Consider the following 21527-nt stretch of genomic DNA (forward strand, 5'->3'; position numbering starts at 1 on the left):
ATTCACTCATTCGATGTTTGCAAAGGGGCGCTATTATGCACGAGTCGCACGCAGCGGTCGATGGCTGCTTGCCATAACTGCGATTTTTCGAATCCGCTACGCTTGGTTGGTAAAAAGCTATGATCACCAGAGTCCAGCCATGCTAACTGGATATTTTTGGGTAAGGCGTAGCTCTTCACTTCGTCCGGCTTGCCAAATGGATCGCGGTCACCTTGAATGATTAAATTCTGTGAACAGTGATTATGTAAATCATCCAATCGGAGTTTGGTTGGCTTGCCTTGCGGATGAAATGGATAGCCTAATGCTATAGCAGCACGCGCCTGCACCGCATCCGCAATGCGAAAGGCAACCCGTGCCCCCATCGACTTTCCCATCACAATGAGAGGCTTGTCGTCGTTAAATTGATGACACACAGTGAGCATACAATGTTCAAGCTCGGGCATCCGATTCGGAGGGCGCCGCTTGCCGGTATCCATGAACTGCTGCCAATAGGGGAAATTAAAGCGAACCACTTCGATATCATGCAATGCCAGACCTAACGCAATAAACTGCATGAAGTCACTCTGCAGACCGGCGCCTGCACCATGTGCAAAAACCACTCGAAAACGACCATCCAAGTTATCGCGTTGAATGGCGACTCGTTGTCCAGCCACCGCTGTCATTCTTGCTGACCGTTATTCGTACGCATCTTCTTCCTCTTCGACCACACTCAATAACCAATTACGGAATGTCGCAATTTTACCGACTTCAGCTTGAGAATCACGGCATACAAGGTAAAAAGACTTTAAACGTGGCAATGCCTCCGGAAAAATTTGAACGAGGTGACCTGCGTCAATTTCTGGTTTGACCAAGACATTATTGGCCAGTGCAATTCCTTGTCCATGCACAGCTGCTTTGAGAGCTAGATTGGAATGGCTGAATATAGGTCCGTTATCGCCTTTATTCTTATCAATGCCGACCAATTTAAACCAATCTTTCCACGCATTGCGGGTTTCATCATGCAACAAGGTATGATTCAACAGATCGGCCGGTTCGCGCAGTGGTTTATTGCTGTTTAAAAGGAGTGGCGAACAGACCGGCAACAGATATTCATTATGTAGCTTATAGGCTCTCAGTCCGGGCCACTTCCCCGCACCGTAATAGATAGCGACATCCACATCATCGGTGAGCGAGCCATCCACTTCATCAACAGCGCGAATACGGACATCGATATCCGGACAGGCTTCTCGAAACCGACTGAGACGCGGTACAAACCATAAAATAGCAAAACTCGGTGGCAGTGAAATCGTCAGCGAGCCGCGCTCACTCGCATTCTTCAAGCGTTCTGTGGCTTGTAATAAGTGATTAAAGATTTCTTTTAATTCGAGGTAGTACGTTTGCCCTTCTGTCGTCAACAGCAAGGAGCGATTGCGGCGGAGAAAGAGCTTAACCCCCAGAAAGTCTTCAAGTGCTTTGACCTGATGACTCACAGCTGCCTGCGTCACGAAAAGTTCATCGGCAGCACGAGTAAAACTCAAATGTCGTGCTGCTGCTTCAAACGACTTTAGCGCATTCAGTGGGGGTAATTTTCGCATGAGTTCCTGTTACAGTCGTACACCACCGTCTATTTCTACCACACGACCACTGAAGAAGTCATTTTCAATGATGTAGCGAGCACTGTGTGCGATTTCATCCGGTTGCCCCCAACGGCGCAAGGGCACCATGCTCAGCGCGCGCTCAATGGCTTCTGGCTTCATAGCTGCGGTCATGGGTGTTTCAATAAACCCCGGCGCTATAGCACCACAACGAATACCGAATCGTCCCAGTTCACGTGCCCATGTCACTGTCATCGCCACCACACCGGCTTTAGTTGCAGCATAATTGGTCTGCCCCATATTGCCAGCGCGAGCAACACTCGAGATATTAATAATCACGCCGCCCTTGCCGGCCTTTGCCATGTGCGCGGAAGCTTCACGACCACAGAGAAAGGTTCCGGTCAGATTCACGTCCAACACAGACTGGAATTGTTGCAACGGCATCTTCTGTGTGATTTCTCCGTCTTTGCATTTGATCAGCAAACCATCACGTAAGATACCTGCGTTGTTGATGAGCACATCGATACCATCAAAATCAGCAGCGATATCGTTAAAAGTTGCCTCAACTGCAGCTTCATCGGTGACATTCATCACATAACCACGCACGACAGTTGCACCCAGTTCACGACACGCATTTGCAGCGTCATCAAGGGTCTCGGCATTCATGTCAATCAAAGCTAATTGTGCGCCATCTTTGGCAAAATGTTCGGCCATTGCGCGCCCAAGGCCCTGAGCGCCACCGGTAATGACTATAGTGCTGTCTTTAATTTGCATGCTGTTCTCATTATTTCGTTTGTGGTTTCACGTAATTGAAGATGCTGGAGAAGTCCTCACGACCATGACCCAACTGCGCCCAACTGCGATACAAGTTCAACGTCAATGACCCCATCGGTGTACTGGCGCCACTGGCCAAAGCTGCTTGTTGCGCCAGCCCCAGATCTTTGCTCATTAGGTCAACTAAAAAGCCACCTTGATAGCCTTTGCTGGAAGGCACATTGTCCATGATATTAGGGCACGGATTATATACTTCTAAAGTCCAGTTTCGACCCGAGCTTTGCAACATGATTTCCGACATCACTTTTGGATCAAGACCATGAGCGATGCCCAGTTGCAAAGCTTCTGACGTACCCACCATCAGCACCGATAGCAACATATTATTGCAAATCTTTGCCACTTGTCCGGCGCCAATGTCACCTGCTCGGAATACATTTTTCCCCATATCATTGAGGATCGGGCGAGCTTGCTCAACAGCCGCTTCGCTACCGCCACAAATGAAGGTCAGAGTGCCCGCGATAGCACCACCAACACCACCTGAAACAGGCGCATCAATAAAGGTAATGCCTTGTTTGCCAAGCTCTGCCCCCACGTACCGTGCGGTTTCTGCTGCAATCGTACTACAATCGATCACCACCGTGCTGTTGCTAAGGCTGTGAATGAGCCCCTGCTCGCCTAAATAAACCCCTTGAACATGCTTATCTGCAGGCAGCATGCTGATAACAAAATCAGCTCCGTCAGCAACGGCTTGCGTGCTGTTAGCAAGCTTACAGCCATGCTCGGCAGCCACTTTGAGTGCCTCCGCGCTGAGATCAAAAACCGTAACCTGATGACCTGCTTTCGCTAAGTTCGCGGCCATCGGGCCGCCCATATTCCCTAGTCCGATAAATCCAATCTGAGCCATAGCTCCTCCGAATTCCTGATGCTTACAATAACTGCACGCAACTCACTCTTAACCTGTGCTTACAGATCTCGTAATGGATGTTCCGCTGCAGTCCAGGGCGAGGTGAAAAATGCATCTACCTCTTCCGCATCTACAGCTGCGACCGAGTCGTGTTGCCAGCGCGGTTGTTTATCTTTATCGATGAGTAATGCGCGAATCCCCTCACGAAAATCGCCGCGGGTACAACATTGCACCGATAAGGTTAACTCCATGCGGAAACAGTCCGCGAGGTTCAAATCAGCACCATGTTGCAGCTGATTGAACACGATGTGCGCGGTCATTGGACAGCCGCCAGCAAGTGTTTTTTGCGCACGCTGGAACCAAGCATCAGTGCTCGGCTCCTGAGTAATTGCCGCGACCACTTCCGCAGCTTCTGCTCCCATCGTTACCCGTTGAATCACCTCGAGATGCGGCTCCACCTGGGCAGTTGGCGGCTGTTGCTCCGACTCCCGCGCGAACCCAGCTAGCAGCTCAGTCACTTGCGTTCGGTTGGTAGCGGCTGAATTCGACCATGGCAGCGCGAGCAGAGACTCCATAACCTTAGTTTTCTGCGAGCTACTGACAAAGTGATCGGCTAACTTTAAAAATAGTGCGTCAGTGGCATTCATATGCGCACCCGTCATGCCTAGAAATAAGCCACAACCGGTCGGCATTTTATTCAGGAAGTAAGTGGCACCCACATCTGGGTATAAGCCAATAGTGATTTCCGGCATAGCCAACAATGAACGCTCGGTTACAATGCGATGGCTACCGCCATTCATTAAGCCCATACCACCCCCCATAACAATACCGTGACCCCAGATAATAAAGGGCTTTGGATACGTTTGGATGGTATAATCTAAGCGATATTCTTGCCCGAAAAAGTCAGCAATTTCATCCACCAAAACACCGGGCTTGGCCTCCATGGCACGATACATAGCGACAATGTCGCCACCAGCGCAGAACGCTTTTTCACCCGCGCCTTGCATGAATACTGCTGCAATATCGTCAGCGGCAGCCCAAGCGTCCAGCTGTGGCTGTAACCGTTGAATCATATCCAGACTTAACGCATTCAGTGACTTCTCGGAATTTAATGTGGCAACGCCGAGTTTGAATCCACTCGGCGTTTGTAGTTCTTCAAACAGTACTACGTCTGACATGCTTGCTCCTTAGAGGATGGCACGATCCAGATCAGCTAATAACCGGCGACCGATAATCACCCGCATGATCTCATTCGTACCTTCTAGAATCTGATGAACGCGAACATCTCGAACATGACGCTCTAACGGATACTCTTTGATGTAGCCATAGCCACCATGAATTTGGAGTGCTTCATTACACACGGTAAAACCGACGTCGGTAGCAAAGCGTTTTGCCATCGCACAATAAGTGGTTTTATCTGCATCGTCCGTATCCACCTTAAAGGCAGCTAACCGCACCATCTGCCGCGCAGCAACCAACTCGGTTGCCATATCCGCGAGTTTGAACTGCAGCGCTTGGAATTGACCTAACGCTTGGCCAAACTGTTTCCGCTCCAACATATAATCGCGCGCTGTTTCCAGCGCTGCTTGGGCAGTACCAATAGAACATACGGCAATATTAATTCGACCGCCGTCTAGTCCCATCATAGCGAACTTAAACCCTTCGCCTTCTTGACCGAGCAAGTTAGCCGCCGGAATACGCACATCTTCGAACGTAATCAAACGTGTGGGTTGAGCATTCCAACCCATCTTGTCTTCTTTCTTGCCATAGTGGATACCTTCTGCGTTAGCAGGTACTACGAACGCCGAGACACCCTTTGGTCCGGCTTCGCCGGTACGAGCCATGACGACCAGTACATCGGTACTACCCGCACCCGAGATGAACATCTTCGAACCATTCAGAATGTAGTCATCGCCGTCTTTCTTCGCGCTGGTGCGCAAGCTCGCGGCATCGGAGCCTGAACCCGGTTCAGTCAAACAATACGAACCTAATTTTTCGCCGGTAACCAGATCCGGAACCCACTCCTCAATAACAGACTCGGTGCCGAATGAACCAATCATCCAAGCCACCATGTTATGGATAGTCATCATCGCGGTTGTTGCAGTACAACCCATGGCGAGTTGCTCAAAAATCAGGGCAGAGTCTAAACGGCTCATGCCAAAGCCACCTGCTGATTCCGGTGTATACATCCCCATAAAGCCCATTTCACCGGCTTTGCGGAAGACTTCAATCGGGAAATGCGCTTCTTCATCCCATTTAGCGGCAAAAGGCGCCATTTCTTTATCTGCAAAAGCGCGGGCTGTATCTACAAACGCTTGTTGGTCATCCGTTAAATTAAAATTCATAGCAACACCTTTAACCTTACTTCAGATGAATCGTCATATTCGGGCCATTGGCATCAGCGATATCGCTCTCAAACCAACGGGCAGTAATCGTTTTGGTTTCTGAATAGAACCGCACCGCTTGCTTTCCGTAAGCATGCAAGTCACCGAAGAACGAACCCTTCCAACCTGTGAAAGAAAAGAATGGGAGAGGTACCGGAATCGGAATATTGATACCCACCTGACCCACTTCGACTTCATGTTGATATTTGCGCGCGGCGGCACCGCTAGCGGTAAAGATGGACGTGCCATTACCGTACGGGTTCGCATTCACTAATTTCAATGCATCGTCCAACGTGTCCACTTCGGTTGCACACAATACCGGACCAAAAATCTCATTCTTGTAGATTTCCATGTCAGTCGTTACTTTCGAGAACATGGTTGGGCCAACCCAGTTGCCATTCGGGAAACCTTCTACTTGGCAGTTGCGGCCATCAACCAACAGCTCAGCACCCTCGTTTTGGCCTTGGGTAATGAAGTTTTCAACGCGTTGTTTGGCTTGCGGGCTGATTAACGGACCGTAAGCGGCGTCTTTGTCATTCCAGCCACCTGGCTTGACTTTGGCCAACTCAACAGCGATTTCAGGAATCCATTCTTTTGCTGCGCCCACAAACACGGCAACAGAGATGGCCATACAACGCTGTCCAGCAGCACCGACCGACGCGCCAACGATGTTACTGATCACTTGGCTCTTATTCGCATCAGGCATGATTACACAGTGATTCTTCGCACCAGCAAACGCTTGCACGCGTTTCATATTCTCTGTGCCACGGCGATAGATGTATTGACCCACAGCAACCGAACCAACGAAAGAAATCGCACGAATCGCTGGTTCATCAAGAATAAAGTCGACCTGATCTTTACCGCCATGCAACACTTGCAAGACACCCTTCGGCGCACCCGCTTGCTCAAACAACTCGACTAAACGAGTCGGTGTCAGCGGGTCTTGCTCAGACGGTTTCAAAATAAAGGTATTACCGCAAGCAATCGCCAGCGGGAACATCCACAACGGAATCATAGCCGGGAAGTTAAAAGGGGTAATACCTGCACACACGCCAAGCGGTTGCGTGTAACTATAAGAATCGATACCGCGCGCGACGTTTTCAACGGTTTCGCCCATCAACAGTGATGGAATATTTGCTGCATGTTCAACCACTTCAATACCACGCCAAACATCACCTTTAGCGTCGTCGAACGTTTTTCCGGTTTCACTGGCCAAAATTTCAGCAATTTCATCGTGATGTTCTTTCAACAATGCCTGATAACGCATCATGACGCGTGCACGTTCAGAAACGGGAACTTCTTTCCACGTCAAAAAGGCTTTCTTCGCGCTCGCTACCGCTGCATCCATCTCATCCTGAGTCGCGCATGGCACCTGCGCAATGACTTCCTGCGTAGCTGGATTCGTGACATCAATCCAGCGGTCTGACTTGGATTGCACGAATTCACCGTTGATAAATAATGGAACCTTCTTCATTTTCACTTCCTCATTTAAATTCTGCGACTGGCTACTAGCATTGAGTTACTAGCTTTCTTCGTTTCAGTTCGAGTAACAAATATCAAATTGCGAGTAACCGCATTACAGCATTTTTCGGATTCGATGAACATTGACGATCTTGCTACCATGATGGACAATATTGGCATCTTTTCTTGGCAACCTAGGGTAGTTCAATCGCCATGTCGCAACCCTCTAATTGGCCCTTACCAGCGGGTAGCTCACGTATTGTGCTGCCATTGGAGCTAACTCAGCAGTTGTCGCGACATCCGTTGACGAAACACCTCTACCCGCTTGCTTATGGACATTATTTGCAAGCGCATGGACACAGTGCGACGCGTCACACGCACCCAGATTATTTGCTAATTTTTTGTCATCAGGGGCGTGGACACTACCAGCTCACACACCACCAACAACATATTCAAGGCGAACTGAATGCGGGCCAACTGCTCTTGATTCCACAGCACGTTGCGCATCATTATGCTGCTGACGACACCAATCCTTGGAGCATCTACTGGCTGCACTTCCAAGGCAGTTCAGCGCAAGCTGCGTTAGCCAACCTCAACTTGACTGTTACTACACCAATTTTGTCCATTCAACATTGGCGCACCCTGCTCCCTTTAGTGACCGACTTGCTCAATCTCCAGCATCAACGTTTTACGATGGCTGGCGGAGTTCTGGCCGCGACGCTGTTGCAACATTTGCTCGCACAACTGCCGTTGCTCACCGAACCAACAACAGGAAGTAGTTTTTCACTCCCAGCGTTAGAGCGCTTCATGCGAGACAATTGCCATCGCGATCTCAGCCTCGATGATTTTGCTGCATTTACTGGGCTATCACGCTATCATTTCGCCAAGAAATTTAAGGCATTGACGCACGTCGCTCCAATGCGCTACTTCAATCAATTAAAAATTGATCTAGCCTGTCAATTACTGGATACCACAACCGACTCCATTCGAACCATTGCAACCGCGGTTGGTTTTGATGATCCCTATTACTTTTCACGGTTGTTTAAAAAAACCATGGGTATTGCACCTCAATTCTATCGCGATACCCACCAACAACAGGACATCTAACCATGTGGATTCTGTGGGCTGTAACCTTATTATGGGCAGCAAGCTTTTCGCTCATCGGCGAATTTCTTGCTGGCCGCGTTGATGGCTATCTCGCCGTTTTTATCCGCATGGCATTAGCATTACTGGTATTCGCGCCATTGTATCGCTGGCGTCGTCTGCCACTCGTGCGACAACTTCAACTTGCCGCCATTGGCGCGATTCAAATCGGCGTGATGTACTTGTTCTTGTATCACGCCTTTTTGTATTTGAGCGTTGCAGAGGTGCTGCTCTTTACTATCTTCACACCGCTCTATGTGGTGCTCATCGATGACGTGATTTTCAACAAGCAACATCTCCCGCTGCGTTGGTGGTTCGCCACTGCTATTGCTGTGCTTGGCGCCGCCATTATCCGTTATGAAACGATCAGTTCGGACTTTTGGTTCGGTTTTGCTCTTATTCAAGCCGCGAATCTATGCTTCGCGGCCGGTCAAATCTGCTATAAACGCCTGCCACTCGGTGATGAGCGCAATCAATTACATGTCTTCGCACCATTTTTTGCCGGTGCTGCTGTCATCACTGCATTTGCAGCGCTGTGGTTTGGTAACTTGCAGTTAGCACCACAAACTTCGCTACACTGGGGCATTCTCCTCTGGCTTGGTATTGTTGCCTCAGGGCTTGGCTACTTCGCCTGGAATGTCGGCGCCAAGCGCGTCAATACCGCTCAGTTGGCCACTATGAACAATATGCTCATACCCGCAGGACTGATGATCAACTTCATGTTCTGGGGGCAAAATGTGGACTGGCTACGGCTAATTCTTGGCGCGCTCGTGCTGAGCTTCGCCGTGTGGCTCGCAAGCCCACGACGAAGTAGCAGAACTACATAAGTTCAACGGCAATGGCGACGGCTTCACCACCACCAATACATAGTGACGTGACACCACGCTTCTTACCGTGTTGTTTCAATGCATGCAACAACGTCACTAGCAAACGAGCACCACTCGCACCAATTGGATGTCCCAGTGCACAAGCACCGCCGTTCACATTGACCCGCTGATGATCTAGCTTCATTTCTTGCATCGCCAGCATGGTTACCATGGCAAATGCTTCATTGATTTCCCATAGATCAACACTGTCTTGTTGCCATTGAATAGTGTCGAGCAATTTGCGCATCGCACCAATAGGCGCAACGGTGAATTCAGCAGGTGCCTGCGAATGAGTCGCATGGCCCACCACTCGAGCCAGCGGCTTCAAGCCCTGCTTTACAGCTTCACTCTCGCGCATCAAAACAAGCGCAGCCGCGCCATCAGAAATTGAGCTGGAATTAGCTGCTGTAATGGTTCCGTCCTTCGCAAAAGCAGGACGCAAACCTGGAATTTTCTCCGGCATGGCCTTGCCTGGCTGTTCATCGGTATCGACCGTCACATCACCCTTGCGAGTGGTTACCGTCACCGGTGTAATTTCAGCAGTAAAGGTGCCTGACTGAATGGCAGTTTGTGCACGGCGCAGTGATTCAAGCGCAAATTCATCCATGGCCTCACGACCAATGCCATACTCATCTGCGGTGCTTTGCGCATAGCAACCCATTGCTTTGCCTTCGTAGGCATCTTCTAGGCCATCCAACATCATGTGATCAAGAATCTGATCATGACCCATGCGAATGCCTGCACGTGCCTTTTTCAACAGATACGGTGCATTCGACATGCTTTCCATCCCGCCAGCTACCACCACATCAGCGGAACCCGCAGTCAATAAGTCATGTGCAAACATGACGGCCTTTAAGCCTGACCCGCACACTTTGTTAATCGTGGTTGCGCCTGCACTACGCGGTAAACCCGCGTGCAACGTTGCCTGCCGCGCTGGCGCTTGCCCCAAGCCCGCAGGTAATACATTACCCATAATCACTTCTTGCACAGCGTTCGGCTCCAGCCCACTCTCGGCAACCGCTGCTCGGATAGCCGCAGCCCCAAGCATCGGGGCGCTCACCGCACTCAAACTACCCTGAAAACCACCCATAGGGGTGCGCTTCGCAGCGACAATGACAATTGCATCAGAACCAGACATACCTACTCCTCAAAGACAGTGAATAGTGAACAGTGAATGGTGAACAGTGAATAGAAAACAGAAAAGACAAAAACAAAAGATCAAAAATTAGGAATAGCTTTTTGGTCTTTGCGGTTCACTGTTCGCTATTTACTATTTACTATCCCTTTCACATGACCTTTACGTTAACGTCAACTTCGATTAAGCTTACCTCTTCTTTTAGCCAGAATGCAAGCGCACATGAGCACACCTACTACATACAGCATCGGCGAACTTGCTCGGGAATTTGATATTACCACCCGCAGCATTCGCTTTTATGAAGACCAAGGCTTATTGACGCCGAGTCGGCAAGGGCAAACTCGACTTTACACCAATAAAGATCGGGTTCGATTAAAGCTCATTTTGCGCGGCAAACGATTAGGCTTTTCACTCGCTGAAACGAAAAATCTGTTTGATCTGTACGACATGGAAAACAGTAGTGTTCGGCAGTTACATACGGTTTTGGAATTGATTGACGACAAAAAGCTCTCTTTGCGTCAACAACTCGAGGACATCAAAGTTCTATTGGTCGAGTTAGGGAATCTTGAGGAACGCTGCCGCGATGAACTGGCAGAGTTACAGCATGCCCCGGCCCCATCTAAAGTTATCCAGGAGAAGTTATGATCAGCCAGTACAGCGTCTTCAATTTCGGTTTGGGCGAAACCGCGGACATGATTCGCGAGTCCGTCAATGCATTTGCGCGGGAAGAAATCGCACCTCGCGCTGCAGAAATTGACCACAACAATGAATTCCCCGCCGACTTATGGCGCAAATTTGGTGAATTAGGACTGCTTGGTATCACTGTTGACGAAGCTTATGGTGGCTCCGGTTTGGGTTATCTCGAACATGTCATCGCTATGGAAGAAATCAGCCGTGCATCTGCATCCGTTGGCTTGAGCTATGGCGCGCACTCTAATCTCTGTGTCAATCAAATTGCCCGCAACGGTAATGAAGAACAGAAACAAAAGTATCTCCCAAAACTGTGTTCGGGCGAACATGTTGGTGCCCTGGCGATGAGCGAACCAAACGCTGGCTCCGACGTGGTGAGTATGAAATTACGTGCTGACCTCGACGGTGACCATTATGTTCTGAATGGCAACAAAATGTGGATCACCAATGGCCCAGACGCTGACGTCTTAGTGGTCTACGCAAAAACCAACGCTGAGAAAAATTCTCGTGGTATTACCGCTTTCATTATTGAAAAAGACTTCCCCGGTTTCAGCACAGCGCAGAAATTGGACAAGTTAGGCATGCGCGGATCGAATACCTGTGAATTGGTCTTTGATAATTGTCGCGTGCCGCGCGAAAACATTCTTGGTCAACTCGACAATGGCGTCGAAGTACTGATGAGTGGTTTGGATTACGAGCGTGCCGTGCTTGCCGCTGGTCCATTAGGTATTATGCAAGCGTGCTTAGACGTCTGTGTGCCTTACGTGCATGACCGAAAGCAATTCGGTAAAGCGATCGGCGAATTTCAGTTGGTGCAAGGAAAGTTAGCGGATATGTATACGCGAACGAACGCTGCACGATCCTACGTGTATGCGGTTGCACAATCTTGTGATCGCGGTGAAACTACACGCAAAGACGCAGCAGGAGCGATTCTCTACTCTGCTGAACTTGCGACTCAATTAGCGCTGGACGCTATTCAGTTGCTGGGGGGCAATGGCTACATTAATGAATACCCGACTGGCCGCTTGTTGCGTGACGCCAAACTTTATGAAATTGGCGCCGGAACGTCAGAAATTCGCCGTATGTTGATCGGCCGCGAACTGTTTAGCGAATCAGCTTAATCAAGGAGTCACGTGTGACCGTATTATCCAGTGCAGTCAATCCGAAGGACCCGACTTATGCAGCCAATGCAGAAGCGATGCAGAAAGTTGTCGCTGACTTGCAGGCGAAAGTGCATGCAATTAAGCAAGGTGGCGGACCTAAGTATCAAGAGCGCCATTTAGCACGCGGCAAGTTATTGGCTCGGCAACGCATAGAAAAACTCATTGACAGTGGTTCACCATTCCTTGAAATCGGCCAGTTTGCCGCTTGGGAATGTTACGACGACTATGTGCCAGCAGCAGGTGTTGTGGCTGGTATTGGGCAAGTCGAAGACGTGCAATGTATGATCGTTGCGAACGATGCCACGGTTAAAGGTGGAACCTATTACCCACTCACAGTAAAAAAGCATCTCCGTGCGCAAGAAATCGCTGAACGCTGCCATTTGCCATGCATCTACCTAGTCGACTCGGGCGGTGCAAACTTGCCTCGCCAGGACGAAGTATTCCCGGATCGTGACCACTTTGGACGAATCTTCTTTAACCAAGCACGGATGTCCGCGCTCGGTATTCCTCAAATTGCGGTTGTCATGGGCTTGTGTACCGCCGGTGGCGCCTATGTGCCGGCCATGGCAGATGAAAGCATTATCGTCAAAGAGCAAGGAACCATCTTCCTTGCCGGCCCACCCTTAGTCAAAGCTGCGACTGGTGAAGAAGTAAGTGCCGAGGAGCTTGGTGGAGCGAATGTGCACACTCGGGTCTCTGGTGTTGCCGATCATTTTGCGCAAAACGACGAGCATGCACTGGCGTTGGCGCGGCGCTCCGTCGCGCGCTTAAACTTCAAACCGGCGCAACCCGTACCGCAACACGCAGTTGAAGAGCCCCTCTATGATGCTGCAGAAATCTATGGGATTGTTGGTACTGATCTACGTAAACCTTACGATGTCCGTGAGGTCATTGCGCGCATCGTCGACGGTTCCAATTTTGACGAGTTCAAGCAAAATTACGGCAACACCTTGGTGACGGGTTTTGCCCGCATTCATGGCTACCCAGTCGGCATCGTCGCAAACAATGGAATCTTGTTCTCCGAATCTGCACAAAAAGGCGCTCATTTCATTGAACTGTGCGCGCAGCGAAAAATTCCTCTGGTCTTTTTACAGAACATCACTGGCTTTATGGTCGGTAAAAAGTATGAAGCCGAGGGTATTGCTAAACATGGCGCCAAAATGGTTACTGCCGTGAGTTGTGCTGAAGTCCCCAAATTTACCGTGTTAATTGGCGGCAGTTACGGTGCCGGCAACTATGGGATGTGTGGTCGTGCTTATGATCCAACTCTCATGTTCATGTGGCCAAATGCGCGCATTTCCGTTATGGGTGGTGAGCAAGCTGCGGGAGTCATGGCGCAAGTAACCAAAGACAATTTAGCGCGCCAGAATAAAACTCTGTCTGAGGCGGCTGAAAAGGAACTAAAAGAGCCGATTATTGAGCAATATGAGGCTCAAGGTCACCCCTATTATGCATCGGCACGCCTATGGGATGATGGCATTATTGACCCTGCACAAACTCGCACGGTATTGGGGTTAAGTCTTGCTGCTGCGAATAATGCGCCAATTGCCGACACGAAATTCGGCGTCTTCCGAATGTAAGGATGGGTTATGAACTATCAGTATATTCAGCTCGAACACCAAGAGAACGTCAGCTATCTGACGCTCAATCGTCCGGAAGTACACAACGCCTTTGATGATCGGATGATCGCGGAGTTGTTGCATGCACTCGACAGTATTGACGAACACCCAACCTGTCGAGTCATGGTACTTCGTGCCGTTGGCAAGAACTTTTCTGCTGGTGCAGACCTAAACTGGATGCGCTCGATGGCGGAGAAAGATTTCGACGAAAATCTAGCCGATGCTGGCGAGCTATCGGCATTGATGGAGCGACTCGATACCTTAAGTAAACCAACTATCGCACTCCTGCAGGGGGCTGCTTTTGGCGGCGCTGTAGGTTTAGCGGCGTGTTGCGACATTGCCGTCGCTCACGACCAAGCAAACTTTTGTCTGAGTGAAGTTAAAATCGGTCTCATTCCGGCAGTCATCAGTCCCTATGTGATGCGCGCTATGGGCACACGCCAAGCACGCCGGTACATGCTAACAGCTGAACGCTTTAGTGCGGCAGCGGCTCATGATACTGGGCTCGTACACTCTGTGACCGATGATCTTGAGTCAGCGTTGCAACCATTGCTCACTGCACTCGTTGATAACAGCCCCGCGGCCGTCACTGCGGCCAAACGGCTAGCCCTTGATATCGACCAACAACCTTTAAACGAAACCACTCGGCGCACCACAATCGAACGCATTGCTGCGATTCGTGTTTCTGCCGAGGGACAAGAAGGGTTACAAGCGTTTCTAGAGAAACGCACACCAGCATGGAAAAAAGGATAAGGCATGTTGCAAAAGTTACTGATTGCCAATCGTGGTGAAATTGCTTGTCGAATCATCCGGACCGCAAAACGCTTAGGTATCCGGACCGTAGCCGTCTATTCAGATGCTGATCGTCATGCTCAACACGTCCAACTTGCCGATGAAAGCGTGTATCTTGGCCCCGCTCCAAGTGCCGAGAGTTACTTAGTCGTTGATAAAGTGATTCAAGCGGCGCGTGATACCGGTGCCGATGCCATTCACCCGGGTTATGGCTTCTTATCAGAAAACGAAGATTTCGCTGAGGCCTGCTCCAAACACGACATTATTTTTGTCGGTCCGCCGGTCAGCGCTATTGCCGCAATGGGCTCCAAAAGTGCTGCCAAAGCCATCATGAGTGAGGCGGATGTGCCACTGGTTCCGGGCTATCATGGCAGCGAACAAAGCATTGAAAAGCTGCAAGCTGAAGCCCAGAAAATTGGTTTCCCAGTGCTGTTAAAAGCCGCTTATGGCGGCGGTGGTAAAGGTATGCGCATCGTCAATCAAGACAGCGAGTTTGCTGATGCGCTGAAATCAGCAAAGCGGGAAGCCCAAGCCTCGTTTGGCAACGACAAAATGCTGGTCGAAAAATATCTCGGTAATCCCCGCCATGTCGAAATTCAAGTTTTTTGCGACCAGCACGGCAATGCGGTCTATTTAGCCGAACGTGATTGTTCGGTACAGCGTCGCCATCAAAAAGTCATCGAGGAAGCACCTGCTCCGGCCATTAGTCAACGCACTCGCGAAGCAATGGGTGAGGCTGCAATTCGCGCCGCACAAGCCATTGATTATGTTGGTGCCGGTACCGTTGAATTTCTACTCGACAGTGACAGTAAGTTCTATTTTATGGAGATGAACACACGACTCCAAGTTGAACACCCCGTCACCGAAATGGTTACTGGCCAAGACTTAGTCGAGTGGCAATTGCTAGTCGCCAGTGGCGAAACACTGCCACTCGCGCAAGATCAAATTCAAGTGACTGGACACGCGTTCGAAGCACGTATTTATGCCGAAGATCCTGAGCACGAATTTCTCCCAAGCACAGGTACCCTGCATGTCTTGCGTACGCCTGCCACTGACTCGCACATTCGCATCGACAGCGGTGTTATCGAAGGTGATGAAGTCAGTGCTTATTATGACCCGATGATCGCAAAACTGATCGTTTGGGGAGAGAATCGAACCATCGCCCTGCGGCGCCTCGTCCAAGCGTTGCACGAATATCGTGTTGGCGGTGTCAAAACCAATATCGATTTTTTGCGCCGAATTGCCAATCATCAGCAGTTCCAGCGCGCTGAATTGACCACTCGGTTTATCGAAAAATATGAGTCAGACTTATTCGTCGATACTCAACCGCTGGTTGCCGAGTATGCAGTTATCGCTGCCTTAGCTGAAGTTTCCGGTACCGTAACTGCCTCAGCTAACCCATGGGCGCAGCGGAATGCTTTCCGGCTCAACCAAGCGCCGTGCTTTGAACTGGCATTACAATACCAAGATGAAGCGGTGAACGTCGCGATTGAACAAACACCACAAGGCTGGATCCAAGCAGATCAACCAGACATAGTCTGGCAAGCCCACTATCAAGGTGATCGTCTCATCGTCAGTCGCAATCAACGACAGTTCTCGGTATACGTCTTCAATGCTGGCAATGAAATCACTGTATTTACTGAGCAAGCGAGTCTCCGCTTTATTCGCCATCGTGTCGCCGACACGCTGAGCGACGATCAAGCCACGGGTAGTATGACCGCTCCGATGAATGGAACCATCGTGGAAGTGATGGTTGCAACCGGTGATACCGTTGCAGCTGACCAAGCTGTGGTGATCATGGAAGCCATGAAAATGGAGTACACCATTCGTGCTAGCCATGCAGGTACAGTGGAGAACGTTTTCTATGCTGCGGGTGATCTCGTCAGTGATGGCGCGGAACTCTTAAGTATCACTCCTGAGGAATCCTAATATGGCACTGCCACAGCATGTAAAGTTGGTTGAAGTGGGCCCTCGCGATGGACTCCAAAATGAGCGCAACGTCGGCACCGCAGCGAAAGTTGAACTGATTAATCAACTATCAGCCAGTGGTTTAACCTATATTGAGTCAGGCTCATTTGTCAGTCCTAAGTGGGTTCCACAGATGGCTGATAGTGCGGACGTCTTCGCCGCTATCGAACGTCATTCTGGCATTACCTATGCTGCGTTAACGCCCAATCTCAAAGGGTTTGAAAACGCGATGTTGGCTGGCGCCGATGAGGTCGCTATTTTTGGCGCCGCTTCCGAAGGTTTTAGTCAGCGCAATATCAATTGCAGTATCGCCGAGAGCTTAGCACGCTTTGAACCGGTCATCGCAGCAGCAAAAGCCAAGCAAATCAAAGTGCGTGGCTATATCAGTTGCGTTCTCGGTTGTCCCTACGATGGTGACATTGCCCCGGCGCAAGTGGCTGCCGTGGCTGAACGACTCTATCGCATGGGCTGTTACGAGATTTCACTGGGAGACACTATTGGTGTTGGTACTCCGCTGGCAGCCCAACGCATGTTGAGCGCCGTTGCAGAACGTGTGCCGATGGAGCAATTAGCGTTGCACTTCCACAATACCTACGGTCAAGCACTTGCAAATATCGCCAACTGCTTACCTTTAGGAGTGAGTACAATTGATAGTGCTGTAGCTGGTTTGGGCGGCTGTCCCTATGCGAAAGGTGCAAGCGGCAATGTTGCGTCGGAAGACGTGGTGTATATGTTGCATGGTATGGGTATCGAAACCGGCGTTGATTTGAATCAGTTGATTGCAGCGGGCCAATCTATCTGCGCCACCCTGCAGCAGGCGCCGCGGTCGCTGGTCGCACAAGCTGAAATTGCAAAACAAGGATCTGTAAAATGACGCGTTTATGGCAACCGACTGCTGAGCAAATTCAATCCGCTCGCATGACCGATTTCCTACAACAAGTGAATCAGCAATTCGAGCAGAGTTTAGCCAATTATCACGACCTTCATACTTGGTCAGTGCAGCATAGCGATCAATTTTGGCGCTATATCTGGGACTATTTCGATGTCATCGGAAATCCCGGCGGAACCATAGTTGAGCATCCGGAACGTATTCCTGGCGCACGTTGGTTTCCGCAAGCTCGTTTAAATTTCGCAGAAAATCTACTGCGCCATCGCGACAACAAAGTCGCTCTCATTTTTCGCGGTGAAGACGGCACTCGTCAACAACTGACTTATGCCGAGCTCTATCAGGTCGTAGCGGAGCTGGCAGCTGCCATGCGCGCTCACGGAGTCACCCAAGGTGACCGTGTGGCAGCGATGATGCCGAACAGTATTGAAACTATTGTGGCGATGCTCGCAACGACCAGCATCGGCGCCATTTGGTCGTCATGCTCACCCGACTTTGGGGTTCAAGGCGTCCTCGATCGCTTTGGTCAAATCGAGCCGAAATTATTTATCACAGTTGATGGCTATTTTTACAATGGTAAAAAATTATCCATAGCCGACAAGGTAGCGGCCATCCGCGCTGAACTGCCGTCAGTCACGCAGACTATTCGCGTCGATTTTGCGCACCTAGACTTACCAGTCGAAGCGGGTATGAGTCGTTGGCAAGACTTTCTCGACAGCAATGCAACCAGCATTGAATTTACTCCGATGGGATTCAATGACCCGCTCTATATCATGTTTAGCTCAGGTACCACCGGCGTACCCAAGTGTATCGTTCATGGTATTGGCGGCACACTCTTACAACACCTCAAAGAGCATGGTCTCCACACTGATTTGAATCGAGAGGATGTATTCTTTTACTTCACCACCTGCGGCTGGATGATGTGGAACTGGCTTGTATCGGGTTTAGCCTCGGGTGCTACGCTGCTGCTATTTGATGGTTCACCGTTCTACCCACAGCCCAGTGTGCTCTGGGATATCGCCGAAGAAGAGCGTATTTCTATTTTTGGAACGAGCGCTAAGTATTTATCCGCTCTGGAAAAGGCTGATTATCAGCCCAACGATCACCACCCGCTCGAAGCTTTACGAGCCATTCTCACAACTGGCTCGGTGCTAACGCCTGAAAGCTTTGATTATGTCTATCGCGCGATCAAATCGGCAGTGTGTTTATCGTCTATTTCTGGTGGCACCGATATTGTTTCTTGTTTTGCTTTAGGCTGCCCTATCCTGCCCGTTTACCGAGGTGAGCTGCAATGTGTAGGGCTCGGTCTGGACGTCCAGGTATTTAATGATGCAGGCCAGCCGGTGACCGGCGAAAAAGGTGAACTTGTGTGTCGCAATAGCTTCCCCAATATGCCTATCGGTTTCTGGGCAGATCATGACGGCAGTAAGTATTTCAATGCATATTTTGCCCGCTTTGAAAGTACGTGGGCACACGGCGATTACGCCGAAATCACCGAGCATGATGGTGTGATCATTTATGGCCGCTCCGATGCAGTCTTAAATCCCGGAGGAGTGCGCATTGGTACTGCCGAAATTTATCGTCAAGTTGAGAAAATCGAAGCAGTTCTCGAGAGCATCGCAATCGGTCAACGATGGCAGGACGATGAGCGCGTGGTCTTATTTGTTCGGTTGCGCGACGGTATTCAATTGAATGATTCGTTGCGCCAAGAAATTAAGACGGTGATTCGTCAACATGCGACGCCGCGCCATGTGCCAGCGGTGATCGCGCAAGTGGATGATATTCCTCGAACCATCAGCGGCAAAATTGTAGAACTCGCGGTACGCCAAGTGGTACACGGTGAAACGGTAAAAAACACCGATGCCTTAGCGAATCCGCAAGCGCTGGAGCAATTTCGCAACCGCGCTGAGTTAGCCGAGTAATTGCCCAATGCTTTCAATCTGGCGCCGCCTGCGAGGATACCTCATCGTCTTATTAATAGGCGGCCTATTGACCTACGTGAGTCATGACTTCTTTGCGAATTCGGAACGAGAAGTCATTCTTGCGAAGCAATCTGAGCAACTTCGTGAAATTGAGTACACGGTAAGCCGTGAGCTACTGCAAACTATCTACATTAGTGAGTGGTTAGCACAAGAAGTGACACGCTCACCAACTCCTATTTTGCAACGTCTACGCGGTACCGATGTCCTGATACGTCGATATTTCCCGAGCATCGATAGTGTCTTCTTTGTAGAAACCGGAGCTCGCCAAGATCCGCGCCTCTACCAAGTCACTGACGATGTGATTATTAGTTCATCGAACGACCCTGTCCATGATGCCATTTTTAAGGCTGTAACTCAGACTCGAATGGCATTAGCAGCACCGAGTGATGCTCGCATCATTGCCAGTGACTTTGAGCAGTTATTTATTGCTGTGCGTATCGAGCGGACACTTGAGTCAGGTATTTTGTTATTGCGTTTTAATTTGCGTGATTTCATGCGCGATGTCATGAACATCGTGCTGGAGGAGGGTTATCAGTTTCAACTATGGAACCAAACCGAAGTTATCTTTAACTTTTCCGGTGATTTAAGCACGCGCAATGACTGGACTGTTTATAGTCGCTTGCGGATTGATGACACCAGTTTTCGTAGTGAACTATGGCCGACCCGAGCGCGCTTAAATGCAAGTCTTTCATCAACGCCGCAACTCACAGTCGCGATTGGCAGCGCCCTCACCCTGTTAGGTATGTTTATTTTTGCTCTGGCACGCTTGCTGCAGCGACGCGGGCAAATACTTCGCGATGCGCTCGCGAAAGCGAATGAAAAGCTGCAGCGGCAGCATAACTTAGATCAACAAGTTCGATTCTTGCGAGAACATGACGAACTCACCGAATTACCGAATCGACAAGCCTTAATGAATTACCTGCGCGGTGAAATAAGCTCCATCGAACAGCGCAAGGGGCAATTACTGGCTGCTCATATGAACCTCGACGCGTTTCGAAAGTTGAATGAAGCACTGGGACATTCCATGGGCGACGAAGTGCTCCGCCGTATTGCGCATCGACTCCGGAAGTTCTGCCCACCACGTGGCTTTGTGGCTCGTTTGAGTGGCGATGAATTTGTTCTTATTTTGCCCGATATATACACTGATGAGCATGCCCTCGAGGCTGCGCACCAAATTCAAGCGCTGATTGCTCCGCAATTTTACATTGAAAAACACGAAGTATACTGCTCATGTGCGATTGGCCTCGCCTTTGCTAACGATGCGGATTACCAGCCCACTCGCCTGCTGCAACAAGCCGAGATGGCGCTGAATGAAGCACGGCGCCAAGGGTATAACGGTGTCTCCATCTATACGCGTCGCCAGCAGGATGAATTGGTGCAACGACGACTGTTACTGAGTCAGCTCTATCACGCCATTGAGCATGAGCAAGTCGAAGTGCACTACCAGCCGGTCTTTGACTTAAAGACTCAAAAAATTTGTCGTATTGAGGCACTGATTCGTTGGCGACAGCATGCAAGCCGCCTATTGCAGCCAGACGAGTTTTTACCCATCATTGAAGATACGGGGCTCATTGTTCCGGTCACGCAACGCTGTATTCGGCAAGTAGCGGATGACATTTCAGCTTTGCGTCAAGCCGGTCATCAAGACTTAGTCGTGCATTTAAACTTTTCCGCGAAACAGCTCGGTATGACCTCGCTTGCAACTGAGCTCAGCGAGTTACTTACGCGAACTCAACTACCACCACAACAGTTGGCTATCGAGCTGCGTGATTATGTTTTTGTCAACGGTGTGCAGCAACAACCACAACATATCTCGGCACTGTTACATTTAGGTATTCAAATATTTATCGATACGGTTGGCATCCATCATGAAACCACTCATGCATTGAGGCACGTGGCACCCCATGGCATAAAAATCAATCGGTCATTGATTAGTCAAATTCCGGTCGATACAGTAAACAGTAAAATTACCAATACGATACTAGAATTAGCGGACCAACAAGATTTACAAGTGATTGCCGTAGGCGTTGAGAACCAACAACAAATCGACTATTTGCTGCAGCGGAACTGTTTTCTTGCCCAAGGCCATTTCTTATGCCGTCCGTTGTCCCACGCTCAGCTATTTTCATTGCTGGCATCTGACAAACAAGCATTTGTAGTAGGAGAAGATTATGCAGAATGAAGCG

18 protein-coding genes are annotated in these 21527 nt (G+C 49.9%); 10 read left to right on the forward strand and 8 right to left on the reverse strand.

Features of this window, described 5'->3' with window-relative positions; genetic code table 11:
• Positions 1-2 precede the first annotated feature (2 nt).
• The 7 genes from CWE22_RS03365 to CWE22_RS03395 are packed head-to-tail and all read right to left on the reverse strand — an operon-like array spanning position 3 to position 7110.
• Positions 3-662, reverse strand: coding sequence for an alpha/beta family hydrolase (locus CWE22_RS03365; protein ID WP_211618602.1), 660 nt, complete (start codon positions 660-662; stop codon positions 3-5).
• 12 nt (positions 663-674) lie between these two features.
• Positions 675-1574, reverse strand: a complete 900-nt coding sequence (locus CWE22_RS03370) for a transcriptional regulator GcvA (RefSeq protein ID WP_169929968.1) — start codon at positions 1572-1574, stop codon at positions 675-677.
• Positions 1575-1583: 9 nt separating this feature from the next.
• Complete coding sequence (locus tag CWE22_RS03375; protein WP_169929969.1) at positions 1584-2348, reverse strand: SDR family oxidoreductase; 765 nt, start codon at positions 2346-2348, stop codon at positions 1584-1586.
• 10 nt (positions 2349-2358) lie between these two features.
• On the reverse strand, positions 2359-3252 hold the full coding sequence (gene mmsB / locus CWE22_RS03380; RefSeq protein ID WP_169929970.1) for a 3-hydroxyisobutyrate dehydrogenase: 894 nt from the start codon (positions 3250-3252) through the stop codon (positions 2359-2361).
• Positions 3253-3311: 59 nt separating this feature from the next.
• Complete coding sequence (locus CWE22_RS03385; RefSeq protein ID WP_169929971.1) at positions 3312-4430, reverse strand: enoyl-CoA hydratase/isomerase family protein; 1119 nt, start codon at positions 4428-4430, stop codon at positions 3312-3314.
• A gap of 9 nt (positions 4431-4439) precedes the next feature.
• Positions 4440-5597 carry an acyl-CoA dehydrogenase family protein gene (locus tag CWE22_RS03390; protein ID WP_169929972.1) on the reverse strand — a complete coding sequence of 386 codons (1158 nt, stop codon included), beginning with the start codon at positions 5595-5597 and terminating at the stop codon, positions 4440-4442.
• Between the two features lie 16 nt (positions 5598-5613).
• Positions 5614-7110: a CoA-acylating methylmalonate-semialdehyde dehydrogenase gene (locus tag CWE22_RS03395; RefSeq protein WP_169929973.1), complete on the reverse strand. Its 1497-nt coding sequence runs from the start codon at positions 7108-7110 to the stop codon at positions 5614-5616.
• A 200-nt stretch (positions 7111-7310) separates the two neighbouring features.
• On the opposite strand from CWE22_RS03395, the gene CWE22_RS03400 reads away from it, so the two are divergent.
• Together CWE22_RS03400 and CWE22_RS03405 are read left to right on the forward strand one after the other, a co-directional pair.
• A complete protein-coding gene (locus tag CWE22_RS03400; RefSeq protein WP_169929974.1) occupies positions 7311-8204 on the forward strand; it encodes an AraC family transcriptional regulator in 894 nt (297 codons plus the stop codon).
• 2 nt (positions 8205-8206) lie between these two features.
• The gene (locus CWE22_RS03405) at positions 8207-9067 is read left to right on the forward strand and encodes an EamA family transporter (protein ID WP_169929975.1); all 861 of its coding nucleotides are present in this window, start codon (positions 8207-8209) and stop codon (positions 9065-9067) included.
• Here the strand turns inward: CWE22_RS03405 and CWE22_RS03410 are convergent.
• Positions 9060-10244: an acetyl-CoA C-acyltransferase gene (locus CWE22_RS03410; RefSeq protein WP_169929976.1), complete on the reverse strand. Its 1185-nt coding sequence runs from the start codon at positions 10242-10244 to the stop codon at positions 9060-9062. The two genes, CWE22_RS03405 and CWE22_RS03410, sit on opposite strands and share 8 nt — an antisense overlap.
• A gap of 219 nt (positions 10245-10463) precedes the next feature.
• Between CWE22_RS03410 and CWE22_RS03415 the strand changes: the two genes are divergently transcribed.
• The 8 genes from CWE22_RS03415 to CWE22_RS03450 are packed head-to-tail and all read left to right on the forward strand — an operon-like array spanning position 10464 to position 21523.
• Positions 10464-10886, forward strand: coding sequence for a MerR family transcriptional regulator (locus CWE22_RS03415; protein WP_169929977.1), 423 nt, complete (start codon positions 10464-10466; stop codon positions 10884-10886).
• Positions 10883-12052: an isovaleryl-CoA dehydrogenase gene (locus CWE22_RS03420; protein WP_169929978.1), complete on the forward strand. Its 1170-nt coding sequence runs from the start codon at positions 10883-10885 to the stop codon at positions 12050-12052. Before CWE22_RS03415 ends, CWE22_RS03420 begins: the two co-directional genes overlap by 4 nt.
• 14 nt (positions 12053-12066) lie before the next feature.
• Entirely contained in the window at positions 12067-13674 is a 1608-nt protein-coding gene (locus tag CWE22_RS03425; protein WP_169929979.1) for a carboxyl transferase domain-containing protein, read from the forward strand.
• 9 nt (positions 13675-13683) lie between these two features.
• Positions 13684-14466, forward strand: coding sequence for an enoyl-CoA hydratase/isomerase family protein (locus CWE22_RS03430; RefSeq protein ID WP_169929980.1), 783 nt, complete (start codon positions 13684-13686; stop codon positions 14464-14466).
• Positions 14467-14469: 3 nt separating this feature from the next.
• Entirely contained in the window at positions 14470-16434 is a 1965-nt protein-coding gene (locus CWE22_RS03435) for an acetyl/propionyl/methylcrotonyl-CoA carboxylase subunit alpha (RefSeq protein WP_169929981.1), read from the forward strand.
• Between the two features lies 1 nt (position 16435).
• The gene (locus tag CWE22_RS03440) at positions 16436-17347 is read left to right on the forward strand and encodes a hydroxymethylglutaryl-CoA lyase (protein ID WP_169929982.1); all 912 of its coding nucleotides are present in this window, start codon (positions 16436-16438) and stop codon (positions 17345-17347) included.
• Entirely contained in the window at positions 17344-19281 is a 1938-nt protein-coding gene (locus CWE22_RS03445) for an acetoacetate--CoA ligase (RefSeq protein WP_169929983.1), read from the forward strand. The genes CWE22_RS03440 and CWE22_RS03445 overlap by 4 nt, the downstream gene beginning before the upstream one ends.
• Positions 19282-19288: 7 nt before the next feature.
• Complete coding sequence (locus CWE22_RS03450) at positions 19289-21523, forward strand: putative bifunctional diguanylate cyclase/phosphodiesterase (RefSeq protein ID WP_169929984.1); 2235 nt, start codon at positions 19289-19291, stop codon at positions 21521-21523.
• The last annotated feature ends 4 nt before the right edge of the window (positions 21524-21527 follow it).

The sequence above is a fragment of the Pseudidiomarina aestuarii genome (assembly GCF_003987355.1).
Lineage (GTDB): Bacteria > Pseudomonadota > Gammaproteobacteria > Enterobacterales > Alteromonadaceae > Pseudidiomarina > Pseudidiomarina aestuarii.